This is a genomic window from Pantoea sp. At-9b (assembly GCF_000175935.2).
Lineage (GTDB): Bacteria > Pseudomonadota > Gammaproteobacteria > Enterobacterales > Enterobacteriaceae > Pantoea.
In genome coordinates, this window is the sequence record NC_014837.1 from 2,474,638 (window position 1) to 2,489,664 (window position 15,027).

The following is a 15,027-nucleotide window of genomic DNA, read 5'->3' on the forward strand; positions in this document are numbered from 1 at the left end:
AGATATGTTACTGATTGGATGAAGGGAGTTTTTTCCTCTTTAGATGGCAGCGCTAAATTGTAATGTCTTGATATATCGTTCCATGAATAACCAATCTGGCTCACCCACACCATCGACTGGCAAGAATATTAGGGACTCTTTCATCCTGGCTATCCCCCACTTCCTGCCGTAACTATAACGATATCGCTCCTTCTTAATGAGAGCGCATAAAAACAAAGCGACGTATTTGTTCATGTTAAATTTAGGTGTAAATATATGTACATCTTCAGTAGAACAAAAAGGCCTATCTTGATAGAAAGCATTTGCTACACTATTTCCGTTACGCACTACGGAAATAACTCCAGCTTGATGCATTGGATCGTGATCGGTTTTGCTTGTCACACCGTTATTAAACTCCGACGCACTAACAAAAGGGTGCTTGCCTCTTCCATTTAGCTCCTTTTTCCGCGGGCCACGCCCTCTGTCAATCTCAAATATATCATCATACCTGAAAGGTTTAAATGAGCTAAGGTCGAGCTCAATAACTTCATCAATCAGACATTTTGAAATATTATCTGCAGCAGAAATATTGGCATGCCGTACCCACTCAGGCACCGATGCTAACGATGGGATTTTTATCTCCGCAAGAGTTCTATTTGCTTGTCGCCCATAGTTAAATCTATATTTATTTGCACGCAAGCAGGCACAATAAAATATTTTTTCTTGGCTGGACATGTCTGTTTTTGCAGTTAAATAATATATATCCCTGCCACTATAAAAAGGTTCAGACTGCAAGAAAGACTCCATGACAGAGCCGCCGCACGCAACTGTAATTGAACCAGCAGGAAGGGGACTTAGACCTTCAACTATACAGACTCTTGCGGAAACACCATTATTCTTTGCTGTTCTAGATACAAACGGCACACCTTCAGGATCAATAGTTTGTTTATTTAGCTCAAAGTTTGATCCATATTTAACTTCAAACAAGTCTGAGACACTTACAAGTTTCACTCCGATGCCTCCATATCATCCTCAACTCCTAACTCATCGGCTTCAAGAGTTTCTTCGTTCCTCAATATGTTGAACACTAGAAATTTCTTCACAGCCGCCTCGAAGTCAGCCTTAAGTACGCTGGAGTAATCTGTTTCCATGTAAGCCTCTGCGCACCACTCATCGTCAGCCGTGACCTGTTTCTTCACGCACAAGCCTGGGATATCCTCCCTGTTCTTATATGAGTGAAGCCATTTATCTCTGATGTTTTCCCAGCGGCCTGATACATCTGTCCGACCTTGCTGTTTAGTTTTCTCAAACCCATCATCTTTCCAGTATCCAAACCAGGTTTTTCTGCCTTCAGCCTCATGTGGTTTGTGAGCAGTGAAGACCATAATGCATGTAATTGTTCCCACTGGGGTAAAAAGTTCGTCAGGCATGGACATAACGGCTTCAAGACAGTGCTTAGATAATAAGGTATGCTTTGTTTCATGTGGAGTGATTACGCAAGACATTGGAACAATAGCGATTCCAATCCCTCCGACTCTCAGGCAATCAAGCATGTGCTCAACAAACGCTAATTCGTGAAGGCCTTTTCCTTTCTGAGCATAGGGGGGGTTAATCATTCCTATATCAGGCTGGCGAGAGTTAATTTCTTTAGTTATCGCGTCATCAAAGCAACTGCCTTGGTGTAGATTAGCTTTTCCATCACCGCGAAGGATCATATTGCTAGCCGCGAGCGCATACATATTTGGTTGCTGCTCTACACCTATTAATCCATATTGTTTTACCCTTGCTTTTTCGTCTTCAGTTATGCATTTTTTAAACATTTGATGCATTGCCGAAACGAGAAAACCACCAGTACCACAGCAGGGGTCAAAAACCGTGCTATCTTTCTGCACATTTGCAATACGCGAAAAAAGATCTGTGATATGACGGGGAGTCAGCACAATTCCAAGAGCCTTTTTATCCCCGCCTGTGTATCTCAAGAACTCTCCATAAAACTGCCCTATGATATCGTAATCATGGTATACGCTTATGAATGGCCAAGCATGAGTGTTGATTTTGTCAATCAAGTTATAGAGCGGGCTCTCACCTGTAAGTTTATCCGCTCGACTCAATTCTGGATGAACACGTAAAAATGAGTACGGCTGAATCATATTTTGTTTTTTTGCATGAGGTATGTCAGACTTCTTGATTTCCTCCTCAATAGCGTCACAGAGTTTTTCTGGTAACTCATCAGGTGTGTAAATAGAAAATACTTTTGAGAACGCAATATTGCTCAAAGCAATCAGAACCCCGCTTACTAGAAGCGGTTTTTCGCTTTCGCTGAGTTTTGCATAATCACGCATGTAATTGTGAAGCTCTTTCGAAAATGACATTAAGTCAGAAAGGCGACCTTTTTCGACTTCTGGATCGTATGTTGCATGTTCAATTAGATTGTCGAAATTAATTATTTTATCAATCTGAGTGCCACTTTTGTTATTCAGTGGCTTACATTCAGGAACAAAACCTGCAACACTTCTAGGCTGTAAATATGTCGAAACACGCAAACCAGATTGCGTCTGACCGCTACAACCTATAGCAATGACATTAAACTCTTTTGCTAAATAACTTGCGTAATGAATAGCACCATCAACAGCAAAGTCTTTAGGGCAATCCAACAACTCACTAGCATGTTTTTTGTTGTCTGCCTTGCATTCAAAAATAATTACAAAGTCTTGAATTTTTTTTGATTTTATTATGAACTCCGGGGCACCCACGCCACCCTTTCCAGTCTTACTCGCACTTCTCAGCAGACTTTGTATTTTCGTATTTTGACTTCTCTGTTCTTCAATTATTATATCTTCATGATCAAAATAACCAAGATTCCTCAGGGTATCCCTAACGATGTTTTCTGTAATTCTTTCGTTCATTTTAACCTGCAAAAAAATAAGTTTCGCATTAAATCCCTTAGCACCTAAGCTCATTCAGGTGTCAAACTCACCTTCAAATGTTGCTCTTCGGCACGTTTTTAATGGAACGTGCTATAGTGCCCCCCACCTAACCTCTCCAAACCGAATCCCCTTAAGGTACCGAGGGAAAGTCATTACAAAACCAATAATGTTAGCACTAATACCCTTCAAGTCCTATGATGATTCATCCTTAACTGAAGGAATTAGATGCACAGAGTACCTCATGCTAATGAGATACTCGTCCCAGCATATTTTCGTCCGCAGGCGGCTTCAATAATGAGAATAGGGCATAACATTTCTTTTGTACCTCGCTCTACTTGTACTGGCTAGCCGCATTTCGCTAAAGCCGTTAACTTGCACCCTCAATGGCGGCTTGTTTGAGCATTCACTTTTGGTTGGTAGCAGTGCTTAAATGGAAGTATGCTTTTGGCACAGCATGTGTTAAAACCGCTTTATATCAAAGTCATAACACGATTTGAACTAAAGCAAGCGCATTTAGGTTAAATCTGCGAGTTCTTTCCTAGGTAAAAATCATAATTTCGTCTGAACGCGCGTCCTGCAATGTGTAGTTAGGGTTTTCACAAAGCCTAGGTACAGAGCTGCCTGTCAGATTAGTTAAGCGCTATGCAGTAAGAGTGGTAGAAAAAGCCTGACTAATACAAATTAGGCCGTGCTGGCTGCCTCCAGCTCGTAGGGGCGGAAAGTGATTACCTCATCATCAATCCAGCTGTTGATTTCCTTCAGACGCTCTTGCAACGGTGTCAACTCATTGCGGACAAATACCTGCGACGCTTTCACCGCATCCCCAAACCCGCCGGAGTTGTCGGGAATTATGCCCATCATCTGCGGCGGCACGCGGTGCGCGCTTAACAGGTCGTCGCGGCTGGCCTTCTTGATATTAAAAAAATCATCCCGCGTAGCGACCTCACTCAGCGGCAGAATTTTGATCCCGTCCGGTTTTCCGTTCGGCGCATACATAAAAAGATTCCGAAAATTGCCTAAGCCTTTTGTATCACGCATCGCCTGGCGCATCCGGTCAGTATCGCTGCTGCTCTGCGCCGCGTCAGTCATATACAGGATGTAACCGGCGTGCGCGCCGTTCTTGTAATACTTGCGGCGGAACAGCGTCGCCAACTCATTCAGCCAGCCTGAGTTAAGCGCGCTGAGATATTCCGGCAGGCCGTACAGCTCCTGATTGATATCCGGTTCAATCAGGTGAAACACCTGTCCGGACTCAAACTGGTGCGCATCCTTCCATTCGTTGATAAACCAGTACACGCCATCGTCAACCCCGCGCCGCGTGTATTTGGCCGGTGTCGTTTCCAGCCGCAGCGGCTGGCCGAGCGCATTGCGGCGTAACTCAGCAAAAGCATTGCCAAACACAAGATAATCCAGCGCAAACTTACTGAATTCCTTCTGACTCAGCAGCGGATGCGGGATAAAGGTTGAGGCCAGAATGTTGCGCTTCACATACAGCGGTGAGCTGTGATGCACCGCCGAGCGCAGGCTTTTCGCCAGTCCGTGAAAGCTGACCGGTGGCTCATACCAGCGACCGTTATGGATGCACTCGGCATAATCCAAAATATCGCGCTTATCCATCACCGGCATCGGATCGTCAAAGGTGAACGCTTCAACCGACTGTGATGCTTCAAGGGCTGGCCGGACAGGAGCGGAAAATGCCTTTCGGCCTTTGCGTTTACTCATCAGTAGAATTCCATGAAAGAAGGATATGCGCCACCGCTGGCCGCGGTAAGCGGTTCGTTTAGCAGTGCATGCATGATGGCCCAGGCGACGTCGGCGTGGCTGGCGTTTTCGCTGCGGCTGACTCGTAGGTGGAACGGTTGCCGCTGGCGGTCATGGTTTTGCGGATAGCCATAAACGACTGCGTGATGTCGGTCTGGCCCGCGTCATATTCGAGGCGACCGCTGCTGATGGTGTCTTTCGCCTTCAGCATCATCGCGGTTTTCACCTCGGGCCTGTAACGCCTGCGGTTCGACGCTGGTGCAGCTGCTGAACAAGGGCCGCTGGTCTGATGCCTGCCATCAGCTGAAACGCTGGGTGTATGTGAATGGCGTGTTTAACGTGGAGCTGGATAACCGCCGTGGGCGGGAAATGGCCTGGTGCCTGAAGGGGGCAACATGAGCCGCATCATCGCCACACTGTTAGCCGTTGCACTGCTGGCACTGTCCTTTACCGGCTGGCGCTGGTCGGTTGCCAGTGACGAGCTGGCCGGTGCGCAGAAGATTATCGGCACCCTGTCGGCCGGTATTGAAAGCCGCGACAGAGCGATCACCCGGCTGAGTACGGAAAACCGTGAAGGCCAGAAACGCGAGGCCACATTGCGGCTGATGCAGGGGCGGGCCAGTACTGGCGCGCTCAACTGTGAAATGCAAATACAGAGGGAAACCGATGCGAACCCGACATTACGCGACTGCTCTGCTGCTCCTTTGCCTGACGCTGTTATCCGGCTGCACACCCGTCCCGCCTTCACCAGCGCCAGAGATTATCTGGACTGGATGTCCACGCGTGACCAGTTGCCTGATACCGGGCAACAGCCTGAAAACGGCGGGCGATCTGGCGGCGGATAACCGACAGTTAGAGGCGGAGCTCGTCTCCTGCGGGTTGCAGGTGGAAACCATTAAAGACTGCCAGGAGGAACATGATGCTGAAACCGAAACAACTGCGCGAGGCGCTGACAGCCAGCGTCCCGATGCTGCAAAGAAGCGAACGTGTTTATCGATAACGGGCGCATTGTCTCGACGCTCGCGACCTCCCTGTCGTTTGAATATCAGTATCAGCTGAACATGGTGATCACCGACTACACCGGCGACATTGATCTGCTGATTGTGCATTGCTGGCCTGGCTGCGGGTAAATGAACCCGACGTAATGGCAACGGAAGAAAAGCGACGCACCGGGTTTACGTTCAAAGCCGATGTGGTCAGCGACACTGCCAGTGATATCTGTATTGATATTCAGATAACTGAGCGGGTGATCGTCAGGCAGGAAGGTGATGCGCTGCATGTTACACACGTTGGCGAGAATCCTCTGCCGGAAAATGACGCCCGGCCGGTGCAGATGTATTCACAGGGTGAGCTTATCAGCGAATGGCTGTCATGAGCGGGCTGGAACTGGTCGAGGACAGGCTAAATGCGCTGATAAATAACCTGTCTGCACCGGCACGCAAAGAGATGGCACGAAATATTGCTAAGAAACTACGCGCCAGCCAGCAGCAGAACATCAAGCGCTATCAGGCACCGGACGGCACGCCCTTTAAACCCCGAAAAACGCAGCCGGTACGCAGCAAGAAAGGCCGGGTTAAGCGTGAGATGTTCACGAAGCTGCGCACCGCAAAATACATGAAAGCAAAGGCTGACTCCGACAGCGCCATGATTGAATTTACCGGCCGCGTGCTGCGCATGGCCCGCGTGCATCATTACGGGCAGCGCGACTGGGCATCACGGAATGGTAAAGAGGTATTGTATGAGGCTCGTCCTTTGCTAGGTATAAATGAAAATGAGTTAAGGCTAATTGAGCAAGTTTTAATTGGGAGGTTAAGTGAGTGATTTACATCACTCACTTAATAGGAAAGTAATAAAAATCAGATATCTCTAATGTATTTTATCATATCCATTGCAATCGGGAGGTATTCTGGAGATAATTTCTTATCTTCACAGTAATCAACTATAATCTTTAATCTTTCGGCAACAACTGTGAGAATGTCTTTGCAAAGACTCACTTCTGCAGCCATTAATTTGCTGGGGTAAATTTCAAAATTCTTAATTGTATTCTGCAAGTTAAGTGATTGAACCTCAACAATTGATACTTCCTTATGTATCTCAGAGTTTATAGCTGATAAATCCCCTTTAATAGCATCAGAGAAAAGATCGATGTCATATCGAAATGGATTGACTTCCTTATCAGCGAGGTAAAATTCGTAATGCCCTGACTTGATTATTTCTTTCAAAATCAACTTGTCAACTTTCGGATCTTTGAGAGTCATTGTCGCATGATGGATGTCATTTATAGTCTCGACTTCAACACCAGATTTCTTCAGGATTTTTTTTGCTGCTTTAACCCACTGAACCGTGCTTTCCTGATGCTTCCTGTGAATCGTTGGGGCTAATGCATGAGCCAACTCATCTTCAGTTGCTTCTTTTAAAGCATTTTCGACAGGAATTAGAAACGGGGATCTTTCTAGATCGCCCGGGGAGCAATAATTGACATTCTCGACAATTTTGACACCGCCGGCCTTATAACACTGAGCAACGAGTCTTGAGCAAAACTGACCTTTGACATTTGCTGTTTTAGGTTTTTTATCCTTCCCTGCTTTTATAGCCTCAGATGTACTATAGCTTGAGCCTACTAAAGTGCGTGATGTTGTAGTTATTAACTTCATGACATCAGCATTAACCTCACTTTTTAGGCGTAATACTTTAATGTCATTTTCCCCGACAACTGCAAATCTATTGGGGACTTTACTAAAAACACCTCCATTAGATGTGGCTTCAATTATTGTTGAACCTTCATAGAGCATAGCGTGCGAATAATAACTTTTTGTCACTTTTATGATTGCTTGGCTATGAATTTTATACCCATGCTCTAAAATTATATCCCCAGGCATTAGCGCGCCCAAATTAAGTATGTATTTTTTCCTAATATCTGTCACAGCATCCACTTTTATTTTCCTTTTTTATGTACGAATGTTCACGTTTGTTTGCCAGTCAACTAATAAACGACAACCAATGGTAAATCTTTAGAGGAAGATTAAATATCTTATAATGAACTCTGAAATCTCCGAAATCCTGCGCCTGCTGCGCAACCTGATCCGCAGTGGCACCGTTTCCGCCGGAAATCTGGACGACGGGCAATGCCGATCGATACAGGAAACAATACCACCGGCTGGCTGAATGCCCACGCGGGAAAAAACCGTTCATGGAATGCGCCGTCAGTAGGCGAACAGATGCTCATCCTTTGCCTGGGCGGAGAACTCGATACCGGCTTTGTGCTACCCGGCATTTTCTCCGATGACAACCCGGCCCCGTCAGCCTCTGCGGATGCGGTGCACTGGTCCTTTCCCGACGGCGCGGTGATTAAGTACGAACCGGAAACCGGCGCGCTGACGGCAAGCGGTACTCAGACCGCCACCATCAAAGCCGCCGTCAAAATTCTGCTGGATGTGCCAGAGGTGGAATGCACCACCCTGCTCAAAACCGCCACGCTGAAAGTGACGCAGGGCGGCACGATGGAGGGCGCTATCAAACACAGCGGCAGCAGCTTCAGCTCTGACGGTGTAATCGTACATGCCCATAAACATGGCAGCGTCCAGCGCAGCACCTCTATGACGGAGGGCACCGAGTGACAACCGAAAAATACATCGGCATGAACCGCGAAACCGGCAAAGCCCTGACCGGCCTCGAACATATCCAGCAGTCCATTCGCGACATTCTGGTGACGCCGATTGGCTCCAGGGTGATGCGTCGCAAGTATGGCTCACTGCTGTCAGCGCTAATCGACCAGCCACAGAATGCTGCGTTGCGCCTCCAGATTATGTCGGCCTGCTATGTGGCGATCATCCAGTGGGAGCCGCGCGTAAAGCTGACCGGCATCAGCTACGAATCCGATTTTAACGGCGGCATGGTGGTCGAGCTGACCGGCAACCGTACCGACACCGCACAGACCTTTTCCTTAACCGTCCCTGTGAGCTGAGAACATGGCAACTATCGACCTGAGCCAGCTGCCCGCGCCCGACGTGGTGGAAACGCTGGACTATGAAACCCTGCTGGCCGAACGCAAAGCCACGCTGATTTCGCTCTTCCCGGAAGAACAGCAGGCCGCTATCGCCGCCACGCTTGCGCTGGAGTCTGATCCCATCGTTAAGATTCTGGAGGAAAACGCTTACCGTGAGCTGATCCTGCGCCAGCGCATCAATGAAGCGGCGCAGGCGGTTATGGTTGCTTACGCACTGGATGCCGACCTTGACCAGCTCGGCGCAAACAACGGCGTCATCCGCCTGACCATCACCCCAGCCGACGACACCACCATTCCGCCCACGGCGGCAGAGATGGAGGGCAGCGATGATTTCCGCGCCCGTATCGCGGCCGCCTTCGAGGGGCTGAGTGTCGCCGGGCCGACCGGTGCCTATAAGTATCACGCAAAAAGCGCCGACGGCCGGGTGGCAGATGCGTCAGCTATCAGCCCGTCACCTGCGGTTGTCACCGTCACCATCCTTGCCCGCGAGGGTAACGGCGTGGCAGATGATGATCTGCTGGTCGTGGTGGATGCCGCGCTGAACGATGAAGACGTGCGGCCGGTGGCCGACCGCGTCAGCGTGCAGTCGGCCGACATCGTGAATTATGAGATTTAGGCCGGGCTGTATCTCTATCCGGGGCCGGAGGCCGAACCCATCCGCGCCGCCTCAGAGGCAAAACTCGTTGCCTATATCACCGCGCAGAAGCGCCTCGGGCGGGATATCCGCCTCTCAGCCCTGTATGCCGCCATGCACGTTGAAGGCGTGCAGCGCGTCAACCTGATTAAGCCGGTTGCCGATGTGGTGCTGGATAAAACGCAGGCGGCGTACTGCACCGGCTATGTACTGACCGTGGGGGGATCGGATGAGTGATCGCCTGGTTCCCACCGGTTCATCATCGCTTGAGGTTGCCGCTGCCAGCTACTGCAGCGACCTGCTGACTGTTTATTCCTATACCCTTGAAACATCAGTACCGGCGGCGCGGCCGGGCTGGCAAACGTTGCAGCGCTCGGGACGAAGCTGCAAATCATACAAATAGCGGTTGGTGGCGGTTGCAGCACGCTGCCGACGCCTGACGCATCACAGACGGCGCTCATCGGTGAGAAATGCCGCCTTTACTCTTCATCTTTATCCTAAGGAAGGTTGTCATTAAAAAACTTTCCCGGATAGGTCGATTTTGTTTGCTGATTTTCGCCCAACGGCTGAGTTCTACTTCTCAGGAAGCTGTACTTCTACAAAGATATCAATTAGCTTGCCGGATTCATCTAGGCATATAGTGACTCGTCCTTCGACGATATCTTTTATTAGCTCATCACCCTTTCTATAAATCTGACACTCTCTTCCAAGGAGCTCCCTTGCAAGCTGCCCTATTGTTGATACTGAAACAGGCCAAACTGTGATGGTAGGATCATTACTATTAAGAATTCTACTTATGGACGTATACCACGGCCACGGTACAGGTCTGTTATCACTCATATCTACCCCCTGCTATCAGCGGATATCCGCCTGATTATTTAAGCAGGATTTTTGTGAAGATTGCACAGTACCCTGTGATTTTGAGATTTGGACATCATTTCATGATGCTGACGGACTGGTGCGGTATCCAGCCACCGGATGGATAACCACGCTGTGATGTCGTGATATTTTACTATTGGATTTGGTTACAGACCTCGCAATCAACCTGCTGAGCCTAACCGGCAAAAATTCGCACATCCATCAATTGATACGTAGCACCAAAGGGGCTATTATTCGTCACGTAGTGTAACAACCTAAATCCCGGCAGAGTTTTTTGACAGGTGCGCTGATGAGACTGATTAAACAATATTCCCCACCAACGACAGATGACCTGATCCACCTTAAAGATGATTTGGGCTACACCGGTAACCAGATGGCTGACTTAGTCGGGGTTGCAAGTAACAGCCAATGGCGCAAATACACTGGTGGTGAAACACCCCGCGAGATGTCTCCGCACATTCTGTTCTTTCTGGCTGCTCAACTGACTTTGTCAGAAGATGAGTTGAGCAAGGTGCTTCATAAGATGCAGGAGATTGGTGCAGAGATTAAATAAAAAAGCCCACCAAAGTTGGCTTTTGCAAATAAGCACCATATTAGTATTTTATGATGCTAATAATTCCAACCGCTTACCCAACGCCGCCAGCGCTTTCTGTATTGTGTCGATTTTGGTGACGTGTTGCAGATTGAATATCCGTGTCACTTCCTGTTTTGTAACGCCTATGCGTTTAGCCAGCTCAACCTGAGTTAAGCCGGAATCAACGAACGCGCTGAGCATAAGCACCTTTGCCATCACACTGGCTGGCACTTCCACGAAATCGCCGGTTATCACTCCTGGCTCCGGGATTTTTCTGCCCTCTTCAAAATAAAACTCGAAGGCTGTCACTAGCGCATCAATCCCCATTCCTAATGCCTCTTCACGGGTATCCCCCTGTGTCAAAGCCTCCGGGATATCCGGGAACGAAACGAAAAACCCGCCTTCGCACGGTTCAAGATTTATAGGATATCGCATATCGTTTTGATGAATATCCGCGAGTACCAACCCTGCAGGATCAGTTTGTGATTTCAGGCCAATCTACTAGAGTATCGCCTTTCGCAGTGGTTCTTTTATCTCAGATGGGCAGCACCGTTTGAAACCTCAACTTCCTGAGATTCAAGCCACTGCCTGAACTCGCTTTGCTTCACCACTCCTCAATTCTGTTGAGCTTGTGATTACAGTAAGCATTAATGCTTACGTTATCAACATTTTTGTTTACTCGGATATACGAAGAGACTTCAAGACACGCAGAGGCTCTTGCATCAGACGGGAACCAATTAGGAATTTGATATTATTCAGTTTTCAGTGAAATAATGTTACACGATGATGTGGCTTAACTTGCGATTAATTGCATCAGCAAGATACTGAAACGGTAGACCTCGAAAGAAACCGAGGCCAACAGAGAAAGGGGTATGACGAAATTAATCATCATCCTGATTATTTTCTCTGTTATTAGCTAGCCAGCTTACTAAGCCCCGTTAGGCGAGGGGGAGAAATCCCCGACAACCCCTTACTCAAAAATTGAGGATTGAACATGACACAGTCAACTGTCGACCGGCAGAAAAAGAGCGATGAAAAGCGAGGCATGAAAGTGAAAGGTATCAAGCTGCATACTGACACTATCACCTTGCTTGAATCGCTCTCAGCGCAAACAGGGGAACCACAGTCAGCTATTGTGACCAAGGCTCTTGCAATGTTTGCTGCCAGTCTTGAAATGTAATCGCAAAACTTCCTGATTTTGAGAATAGCAGGCCACAGAGAACAACCATAGATCACATCTGGATTGCCAATTAAGGCTGCGGCTCTGTTATGGTCCTGAAAAAAGAATCGAACCTCTGACCATGCAGCCGTTTTGCCTCTGAATCAGGTTGATTAAATTAGATATTTGTCGCTGTTTTTGATGGGCAGCAGTCGAAATCTGTTGCGGCGCGCTTTGACTCTCACAGAGCGATGGGACTTGTTTACTCTTTAAGTTAACGCGCTAAACAACAAGGCGTAACTTCAACTCTTGGGAGTTATATTTCTGTAAATCGAAAGAGTAAATAGCTCGCGATAAATTTATGTACTATTTATTATTGAACCATGCCTTCACTTTATTAAGCACCGCCTGAGCAAACGCCTTTTGATGTCCAGTTTTACGATCAGAAGATGCGATGAATATCAAGTTGCTTACCGGACAGCGGCGTTTAGATACCACCGGGATGAAGTTCAGTGACATTGCAGACGGAAGGTTATTTATCACGCAGAGCAAGATCAGCCACAAAATTGTGCTGCCCGTGTCGTTGCGGCTGGAGGCCATCGGGCTGGATCTGAATGAAGTCATAGAACAGTGCCGAATCAGTAATCCTTCTGACAACCTTATTTATTCATTCGTCAAGTTTGGTGGGTGCTCAGCGGGTCCGGTTATGCCGGATGCAATGACCGGGGAATTTGCTGAAGCTCGCGATTTAAGCGGGATTTAGTTCGAGGAAAACCCGCCAATCTTCCATGAAAAGGGAAATGAGAGGAATTCACTCAAAATTAGTTATAAATCATATAGACAAAAAAAGACCGAATACGATTCCTGTATCCGGTCCAGGGAAATGGCTCTTTGAGAGCCGTGCGCTAAAAGTTGGCATTAATGCAGGCGAGGTCGCCTTGCCTTTTAAAGGTAGACCACGGGTGATTATTTTCCAGCCAACTGTCGCCGGGGGTAAGGAAAGCTGTCGACTCTGTGATCGCGACGGCAGAATAGGCAAAGGGATGAGGCGCAGCAGGCTCTGCCGCGCCGTGCAGCAGGATTTTACTTGTCGCAAAGCGCCTGGGCGCGGGCGATAATTGGCTCCAGACTCATTTTCTGTCCCGGATGGGCTTTATCGTCAGCCTGAATCGTGCTGATCGATTCGGTGGTGCCCCGACCCGATTTCAGGTTTGCTTCCGCTTGGTCATTCAACGGGTAACGCAACAAGGTGCTGGGGTTGATGGCGAACAGCGCATCGCCCTTCTCACAGCTCAGCATCACTTCTTCCCGCGTAAACGGCCACTTGTCTTTACCAATCTCAAAACGGCTGATGGTGATAATCTGCGCTGCCATCGCCTGGCTGCAAAGTGCCATCAGCACACAAGCTGGAATCAGTTTCTTCAGCAAAATGTCGACCTCATACATTCAATCGGTATAGATGATTCAGGTTGGTGCCAGCGTAGCAAACACACTAACCAACCCAATTACAACGATCGCCAGCAGCAGCTCAAGCTGCGTCAGGCGAATAAATATTGATGATGCATCACTGCCAGCCAGACGAAAACGCGGCACCAGCCAGTAGCGGTTAATCACCGCAATCGTGACCATTAACATCACCAGCATCACCTTGGTAATCAGCAGCGTGCTCCACCATGTCGGCTGCCATTGCAGCGGGTCACCGGCAATCAACAGGCTATTGAACATGCCGGTCACTAGCGCTAACGCCACCGCTAAATGCCCATAGCGCGAGAAGCGCATCATGCTGCGGATCGCATCCGTTCGGTGCGCGATGTTGCGTGCATCACGCATCAGTAACAGCAGGGGCAGCAACCCGCCACTCCAGAACGCCGCAGCGATCAGATGCAATGCGTGGTTCGCCTGCTGTAAGGCCCCCAGCCAGCCATCACGCATGGCGGCATGCCCCACTCCGGCCAGCGCGATCAGTTGTAGCAATCCACTGAGCAACAACATCTGCTGACACAGTCTGCCCCGCAGCAATAACGCCAGCACGCTCAGTAACGCAAACAGGATTTCCCAACGCCACACCTGACCAAAACGCGTAGTCAGTACCGCCTGCCAGGTGTCACCATCATACACATTGTGCCAGTCCCCGCTCATCAGGCCCGTCTGGGTCGCCAGCATCAATATTGCCGCCAGTAAACTCCCCAGCGCACTCAGTGTCAGCACGGTTCGTAGACGAACAGCCAGTACCGGACGAAAACGCGCCGGTGCCAACAGTGCGGTATAAAACGCACTGCCAGTCAGCAGTAGCACAGACAAAAAGTGGCACGCCCGCAGGCACACCCACAGGGTACTCAGGCTCATTACTTCACGCTAAATTGGTAACTGCCTTTGGTTTTATGACCGTCCACCGAGAGCACATGCCAGTTCACTTTGTAACTGCCTGCTGGCAGCGGCTGGTTAATCGGCACGATCAGCTGCGCATGCTGCTTATCGTTCACCTGCACTTTCCCCACCGGTACGGTCTGATTCTGCGCATCACGAATTTCAACGCCGCTAAACGCGGGTTCCACATCTTCGGTAAACGTCAGCGTTAACGACTTGGGTGATGTATCAACCGTCGCTTTATCGGCCGGAACTGGCGTTTTAAGGTGAGCATGTGCCAGCGCAAACTGACTGAAGGCCAGCGCAGATGACGCCAGCAACAATGCCGCCACGCGGCTGAATGTAGTCTTCTTCATCAGATCATCCTCTTTATTACGGCAAGCCGCCGCAAGCGTGGCAGCAGGATACGCTGCTGATCCGCAGGTGTCGATACCTGCAATGCGATCCCTTTTCCCTTGATCCTGAACGGGGAAAACATTACTTTTGCCCCTGTTTATCAGGAGAAAAGCATGAGTGAAAACCTTGCCCTGCTGTCGCAGGAAGAGAAAGACAAAGTGAATGTCGATCTGGCAGCAGCCGGTGTGGCGTTTAAAGAGCGCTACAATATGCCGGTGGTGGCGGATTTGGTGGAGCGAGAGCAGCCAGAAGCGCTGCGCGACTGGTTTCGTCAGCGGTTGATGCAATATCGTCAGAAATCACTCAGCCTTTCTCGTCTGCCTTATGAACCGAAGCAGAAATAAT

General features: G+C 48.9%; 16 protein-coding genes and 6 pseudogenes. 13 read left to right on the forward strand and 9 right to left on the reverse strand.

All coding sequences use genetic code 11. The annotated features are described in order from the left end of the window. Nucleotides 1-39: 39 nt before the first annotated feature. The 4 genes and pseudogenes from PAT9B_RS11460 to PAT9B_RS30610 form a co-directional block, all read right to left on the reverse strand. Complete coding sequence (locus PAT9B_RS11460) at nt 40-990, reverse strand: restriction endonuclease subunit S (RefSeq protein WP_013509432.1); 951 nt, start codon at nt 988-990, stop codon at nt 40-42. Further along, nucleotides 987-2,939 carry a class I SAM-dependent DNA methyltransferase gene (locus tag PAT9B_RS11465; RefSeq protein ID WP_223300447.1) on the reverse strand — a complete coding sequence of 651 codons (1,953 nt, stop codon included), beginning with the start codon at nt 2,937-2,939 and terminating at the stop codon, nt 987-989. Before PAT9B_RS11465 ends, PAT9B_RS11460 begins: the two co-directional genes overlap by 4 nt. Nucleotides 2,940-3,587: 648 nt before the next feature. After that, nucleotides 3,588-4,628 (reverse strand): phage portal protein, encoded by a 1,041-nt coding sequence (locus tag PAT9B_RS11470; protein ID WP_013509434.1) that lies wholly within the window; start codon nt 4,626-4,628, stop codon nt 3,588-3,590. Then, a pseudogene (locus tag PAT9B_RS30610) lies at nt 4,628-4,908 on the reverse strand (oxidoreductase); the annotation flags it as partial. The gene PAT9B_RS11470 and the pseudogene PAT9B_RS30610, both read right to left, overlap by 1 nt. On the opposite strand from PAT9B_RS30610, the pseudogene PAT9B_RS30255 reads away from it, so the two are divergent. From PAT9B_RS30255 to PAT9B_RS11495, 5 genes and pseudogenes are all read left to right on the forward strand, one after another. Beyond that, nucleotides 4,902-5,066 (forward strand): annotated as a pseudogene (locus tag PAT9B_RS30255) (lysozyme); the annotation flags it as partial. The pseudogenes PAT9B_RS30610 and PAT9B_RS30255 overlap by 7 nt on opposite strands. After that, nucleotides 5,063-5,512: an Rz-like lysis system protein LysB gene (lysB, locus tag PAT9B_RS11485; protein WP_013509435.1), complete on the forward strand. Its 450-nt coding sequence runs from the start codon at nt 5,063-5,065 to the stop codon at nt 5,510-5,512. The pseudogene PAT9B_RS30255 and the gene lysB, both read left to right, overlap by 4 nt. Further along, nucleotides 5,406-5,726 (forward strand): annotated as a pseudogene (lysC, locus tag PAT9B_RS31120) (Rz1-like lysis system protein LysC); the annotation flags it as partial. The gene lysB and the pseudogene lysC, both read left to right, overlap by 107 nt. After that, nucleotides 5,654-6,042, forward strand: a pseudogene (locus tag PAT9B_RS11490) (phage tail protein). The pseudogenes lysC and PAT9B_RS11490, both read left to right, overlap by 73 nt. Then, nucleotides 6,039-6,488 carry a phage virion morphogenesis protein gene (locus PAT9B_RS11495; protein WP_013509436.1) on the forward strand — a complete coding sequence of 150 codons (450 nt, stop codon included), beginning with the start codon at nt 6,039-6,041 and terminating at the stop codon, nt 6,486-6,488. Before PAT9B_RS11490 ends, PAT9B_RS11495 begins: the two are co-directional and overlap by 4 nt. Nucleotides 6,489-6,523: 35 nt before the next feature. Here the strand turns inward: PAT9B_RS11495 and PAT9B_RS11500 are convergent, their stop codons facing one another. After that, a complete protein-coding gene (locus PAT9B_RS11500; RefSeq protein WP_013509437.1) occupies nt 6,524-7,600 on the reverse strand; it encodes a YiiX/YebB-like N1pC/P60 family cysteine hydrolase in 1,077 nt (358 codons plus the stop codon). A gap of 103 nt (nt 7,601-7,703) precedes the next feature. Here PAT9B_RS11500 and PAT9B_RS11505 point away from each other — a divergent pair. The 5 genes and pseudogenes from PAT9B_RS11505 (at nt 7,704) to PAT9B_RS11525 (ending at nt 10,739) form a co-directional block, all read left to right on the forward strand. After that, nucleotides 7,704-8,284: pseudogene (locus PAT9B_RS11505) on the forward strand (phage baseplate assembly protein V). Then, complete coding sequence (locus PAT9B_RS11510; protein ID WP_013509438.1) at nt 8,281-8,631, forward strand: GPW/gp25 family protein; 351 nt, start codon at nt 8,281-8,283, stop codon at nt 8,629-8,631. The pseudogene PAT9B_RS11505 and the gene PAT9B_RS11510 overlap by 4 nt, the downstream one beginning before the upstream one ends. 4 nt (nt 8,632-8,635) lie before the next feature. Then, nucleotides 8,636-9,544 (forward strand): annotated as a pseudogene (locus tag PAT9B_RS11515) (baseplate assembly protein). 93 nt (nt 9,545-9,637) lie between these two features. After that, on the forward strand, nt 9,638-9,808 hold the full coding sequence (locus PAT9B_RS30615) for a phage tail protein (protein ID WP_150105820.1): 171 nt from the start codon (nt 9,638-9,640) through the stop codon (nt 9,806-9,808). Nucleotides 9,809-10,475: 667 nt separating this feature from the next. Further along, nucleotides 10,476-10,739, forward strand: coding sequence for a helix-turn-helix transcriptional regulator (locus PAT9B_RS11525; RefSeq protein WP_013509439.1), 264 nt, complete (start codon nt 10,476-10,478; stop codon nt 10,737-10,739). Nucleotides 10,740-10,787: 48 nt separating this feature from the next. Here PAT9B_RS11525 and PAT9B_RS11530 read toward each other — a convergent pair whose 3' ends face one another. Next, nucleotides 10,788-11,195, reverse strand: coding sequence for a type II toxin-antitoxin system HicB family antitoxin (locus PAT9B_RS11530; protein ID WP_013509440.1), 408 nt, complete (start codon nt 11,193-11,195; stop codon nt 10,788-10,790). 559 nt (nt 11,196-11,754) lie between these two features. Between PAT9B_RS11530 and PAT9B_RS11535 the strand changes: the two genes are divergently transcribed. Continuing rightward, the gene (locus PAT9B_RS11535) at nt 11,755-11,940 is read left to right on the forward strand and encodes a hypothetical protein (protein WP_013509441.1); all 186 of its coding nucleotides are present in this window, start codon (nt 11,755-11,757) and stop codon (nt 11,938-11,940) included. Between the two features lie 433 nt (nt 11,941-12,373). Beyond that, nucleotides 12,374-12,682 carry a hypothetical protein gene (locus tag PAT9B_RS11540; protein WP_049792189.1) on the forward strand — a complete coding sequence of 103 codons (309 nt, stop codon included), beginning with the start codon at nt 12,374-12,376 and terminating at the stop codon, nt 12,680-12,682. Between the two features lie 320 nt (nt 12,683-13,002). On the opposite strand, the gene PAT9B_RS11545 is transcribed toward PAT9B_RS11540, so the two are convergent. Genes PAT9B_RS11545 through copC form a run of 3 tightly spaced genes read right to left on the reverse strand, consistent with a single transcriptional unit; the run spans nt 13,003 to nt 14,642 of the window. Then, nucleotides 13,003-13,350: a YebY family protein gene (locus tag PAT9B_RS11545; RefSeq protein WP_041525960.1), complete on the reverse strand. Its 348-nt coding sequence runs from the start codon at nt 13,348-13,350 to the stop codon at nt 13,003-13,005. Nucleotides 13,351-13,383: 33 nt separating this feature from the next. Next, nucleotides 13,384-14,265 carry a copper homeostasis membrane protein CopD gene (copD, locus tag PAT9B_RS11550; RefSeq protein WP_013509443.1) on the reverse strand — a complete coding sequence of 294 codons (882 nt, stop codon included), beginning with the start codon at nt 14,263-14,265 and terminating at the stop codon, nt 13,384-13,386. Beyond that, the gene (copC, locus tag PAT9B_RS11555) at nt 14,265-14,642 is read right to left on the reverse strand and encodes a copper homeostasis periplasmic binding protein CopC (RefSeq protein ID WP_013509444.1); all 378 of its coding nucleotides are present in this window, start codon (nt 14,640-14,642) and stop codon (nt 14,265-14,267) included. Before copC ends, copD begins: the two co-directional genes overlap by 1 nt. A gap of 153 nt (nt 14,643-14,795) precedes the next feature. On the opposite strand from copC, the gene PAT9B_RS11560 reads away from it, so the two are divergent. Then, nucleotides 14,796-15,026 (forward strand): DNA polymerase III subunit theta, encoded by a 231-nt coding sequence (locus PAT9B_RS11560; protein ID WP_013509445.1) that lies wholly within the window; start codon nt 14,796-14,798, stop codon nt 15,024-15,026. Nucleotide 15,027: the final 1 nt, after the last annotated feature.

Excerpts from the sequence above, each read along its gene's own strand:
- copD (WP_013509443.1), bottom strand. The coding sequence starts at position 14,265 with ATGAGCCTGAGTACCCTGTGGGTGTGCCTGCGGGCGTGCCACTTTTTG.
- copC (WP_013509444.1), bottom strand. The coding sequence starts at position 14,642 with ATGAAGAAGACTACATTCAGCCGCGTGGCGGCATTGTTGCTGGCGTCA.
- PAT9B_RS11470 (WP_013509434.1), bottom strand. The coding sequence starts at position 4,628 with ATGAGTAAACGCAAAGGCCGAAAGGCATTTTCCGCTCCTGTCCGGCCA.
- PAT9B_RS11540 (WP_049792189.1), top strand. The coding sequence starts at position 12,374 with ATGAATATCAAGTTGCTTACCGGACAGCGGCGTTTAGATACCACCGGG.
- PAT9B_RS11535 (WP_013509441.1), top strand. The coding sequence starts at position 11,755 with ATGACACAGTCAACTGTCGACCGGCAGAAAAAGAGCGATGAAAAGCGA.
- PAT9B_RS11530 (WP_013509440.1), bottom strand. The coding sequence starts at position 11,195 with ATGCGATATCCTATAAATCTTGAACCGTGCGAAGGCGGGTTTTTCGTT.
- PAT9B_RS11525 (WP_013509439.1), top strand. The coding sequence starts at position 10,476 with ATGAGACTGATTAAACAATATTCCCCACCAACGACAGATGACCTGATC.
- PAT9B_RS11560 (WP_013509445.1), top strand. The coding sequence starts at position 14,796 with ATGAGTGAAAACCTTGCCCTGCTGTCGCAGGAAGAGAAAGACAAAGTG.
- lysB (WP_013509435.1), top strand. The coding sequence starts at position 5,063 with ATGAGCCGCATCATCGCCACACTGTTAGCCGTTGCACTGCTGGCACTG.
- PAT9B_RS11465 (WP_223300447.1), bottom strand. The coding sequence starts at position 2,939 with ATGAGCTTAGGTGCTAAGGGATTTAATGCGAAACTTATTTTTTTGCAG.
- PAT9B_RS11495 (WP_013509436.1), top strand. The coding sequence starts at position 6,039 with ATGAGCGGGCTGGAACTGGTCGAGGACAGGCTAAATGCGCTGATAAAT.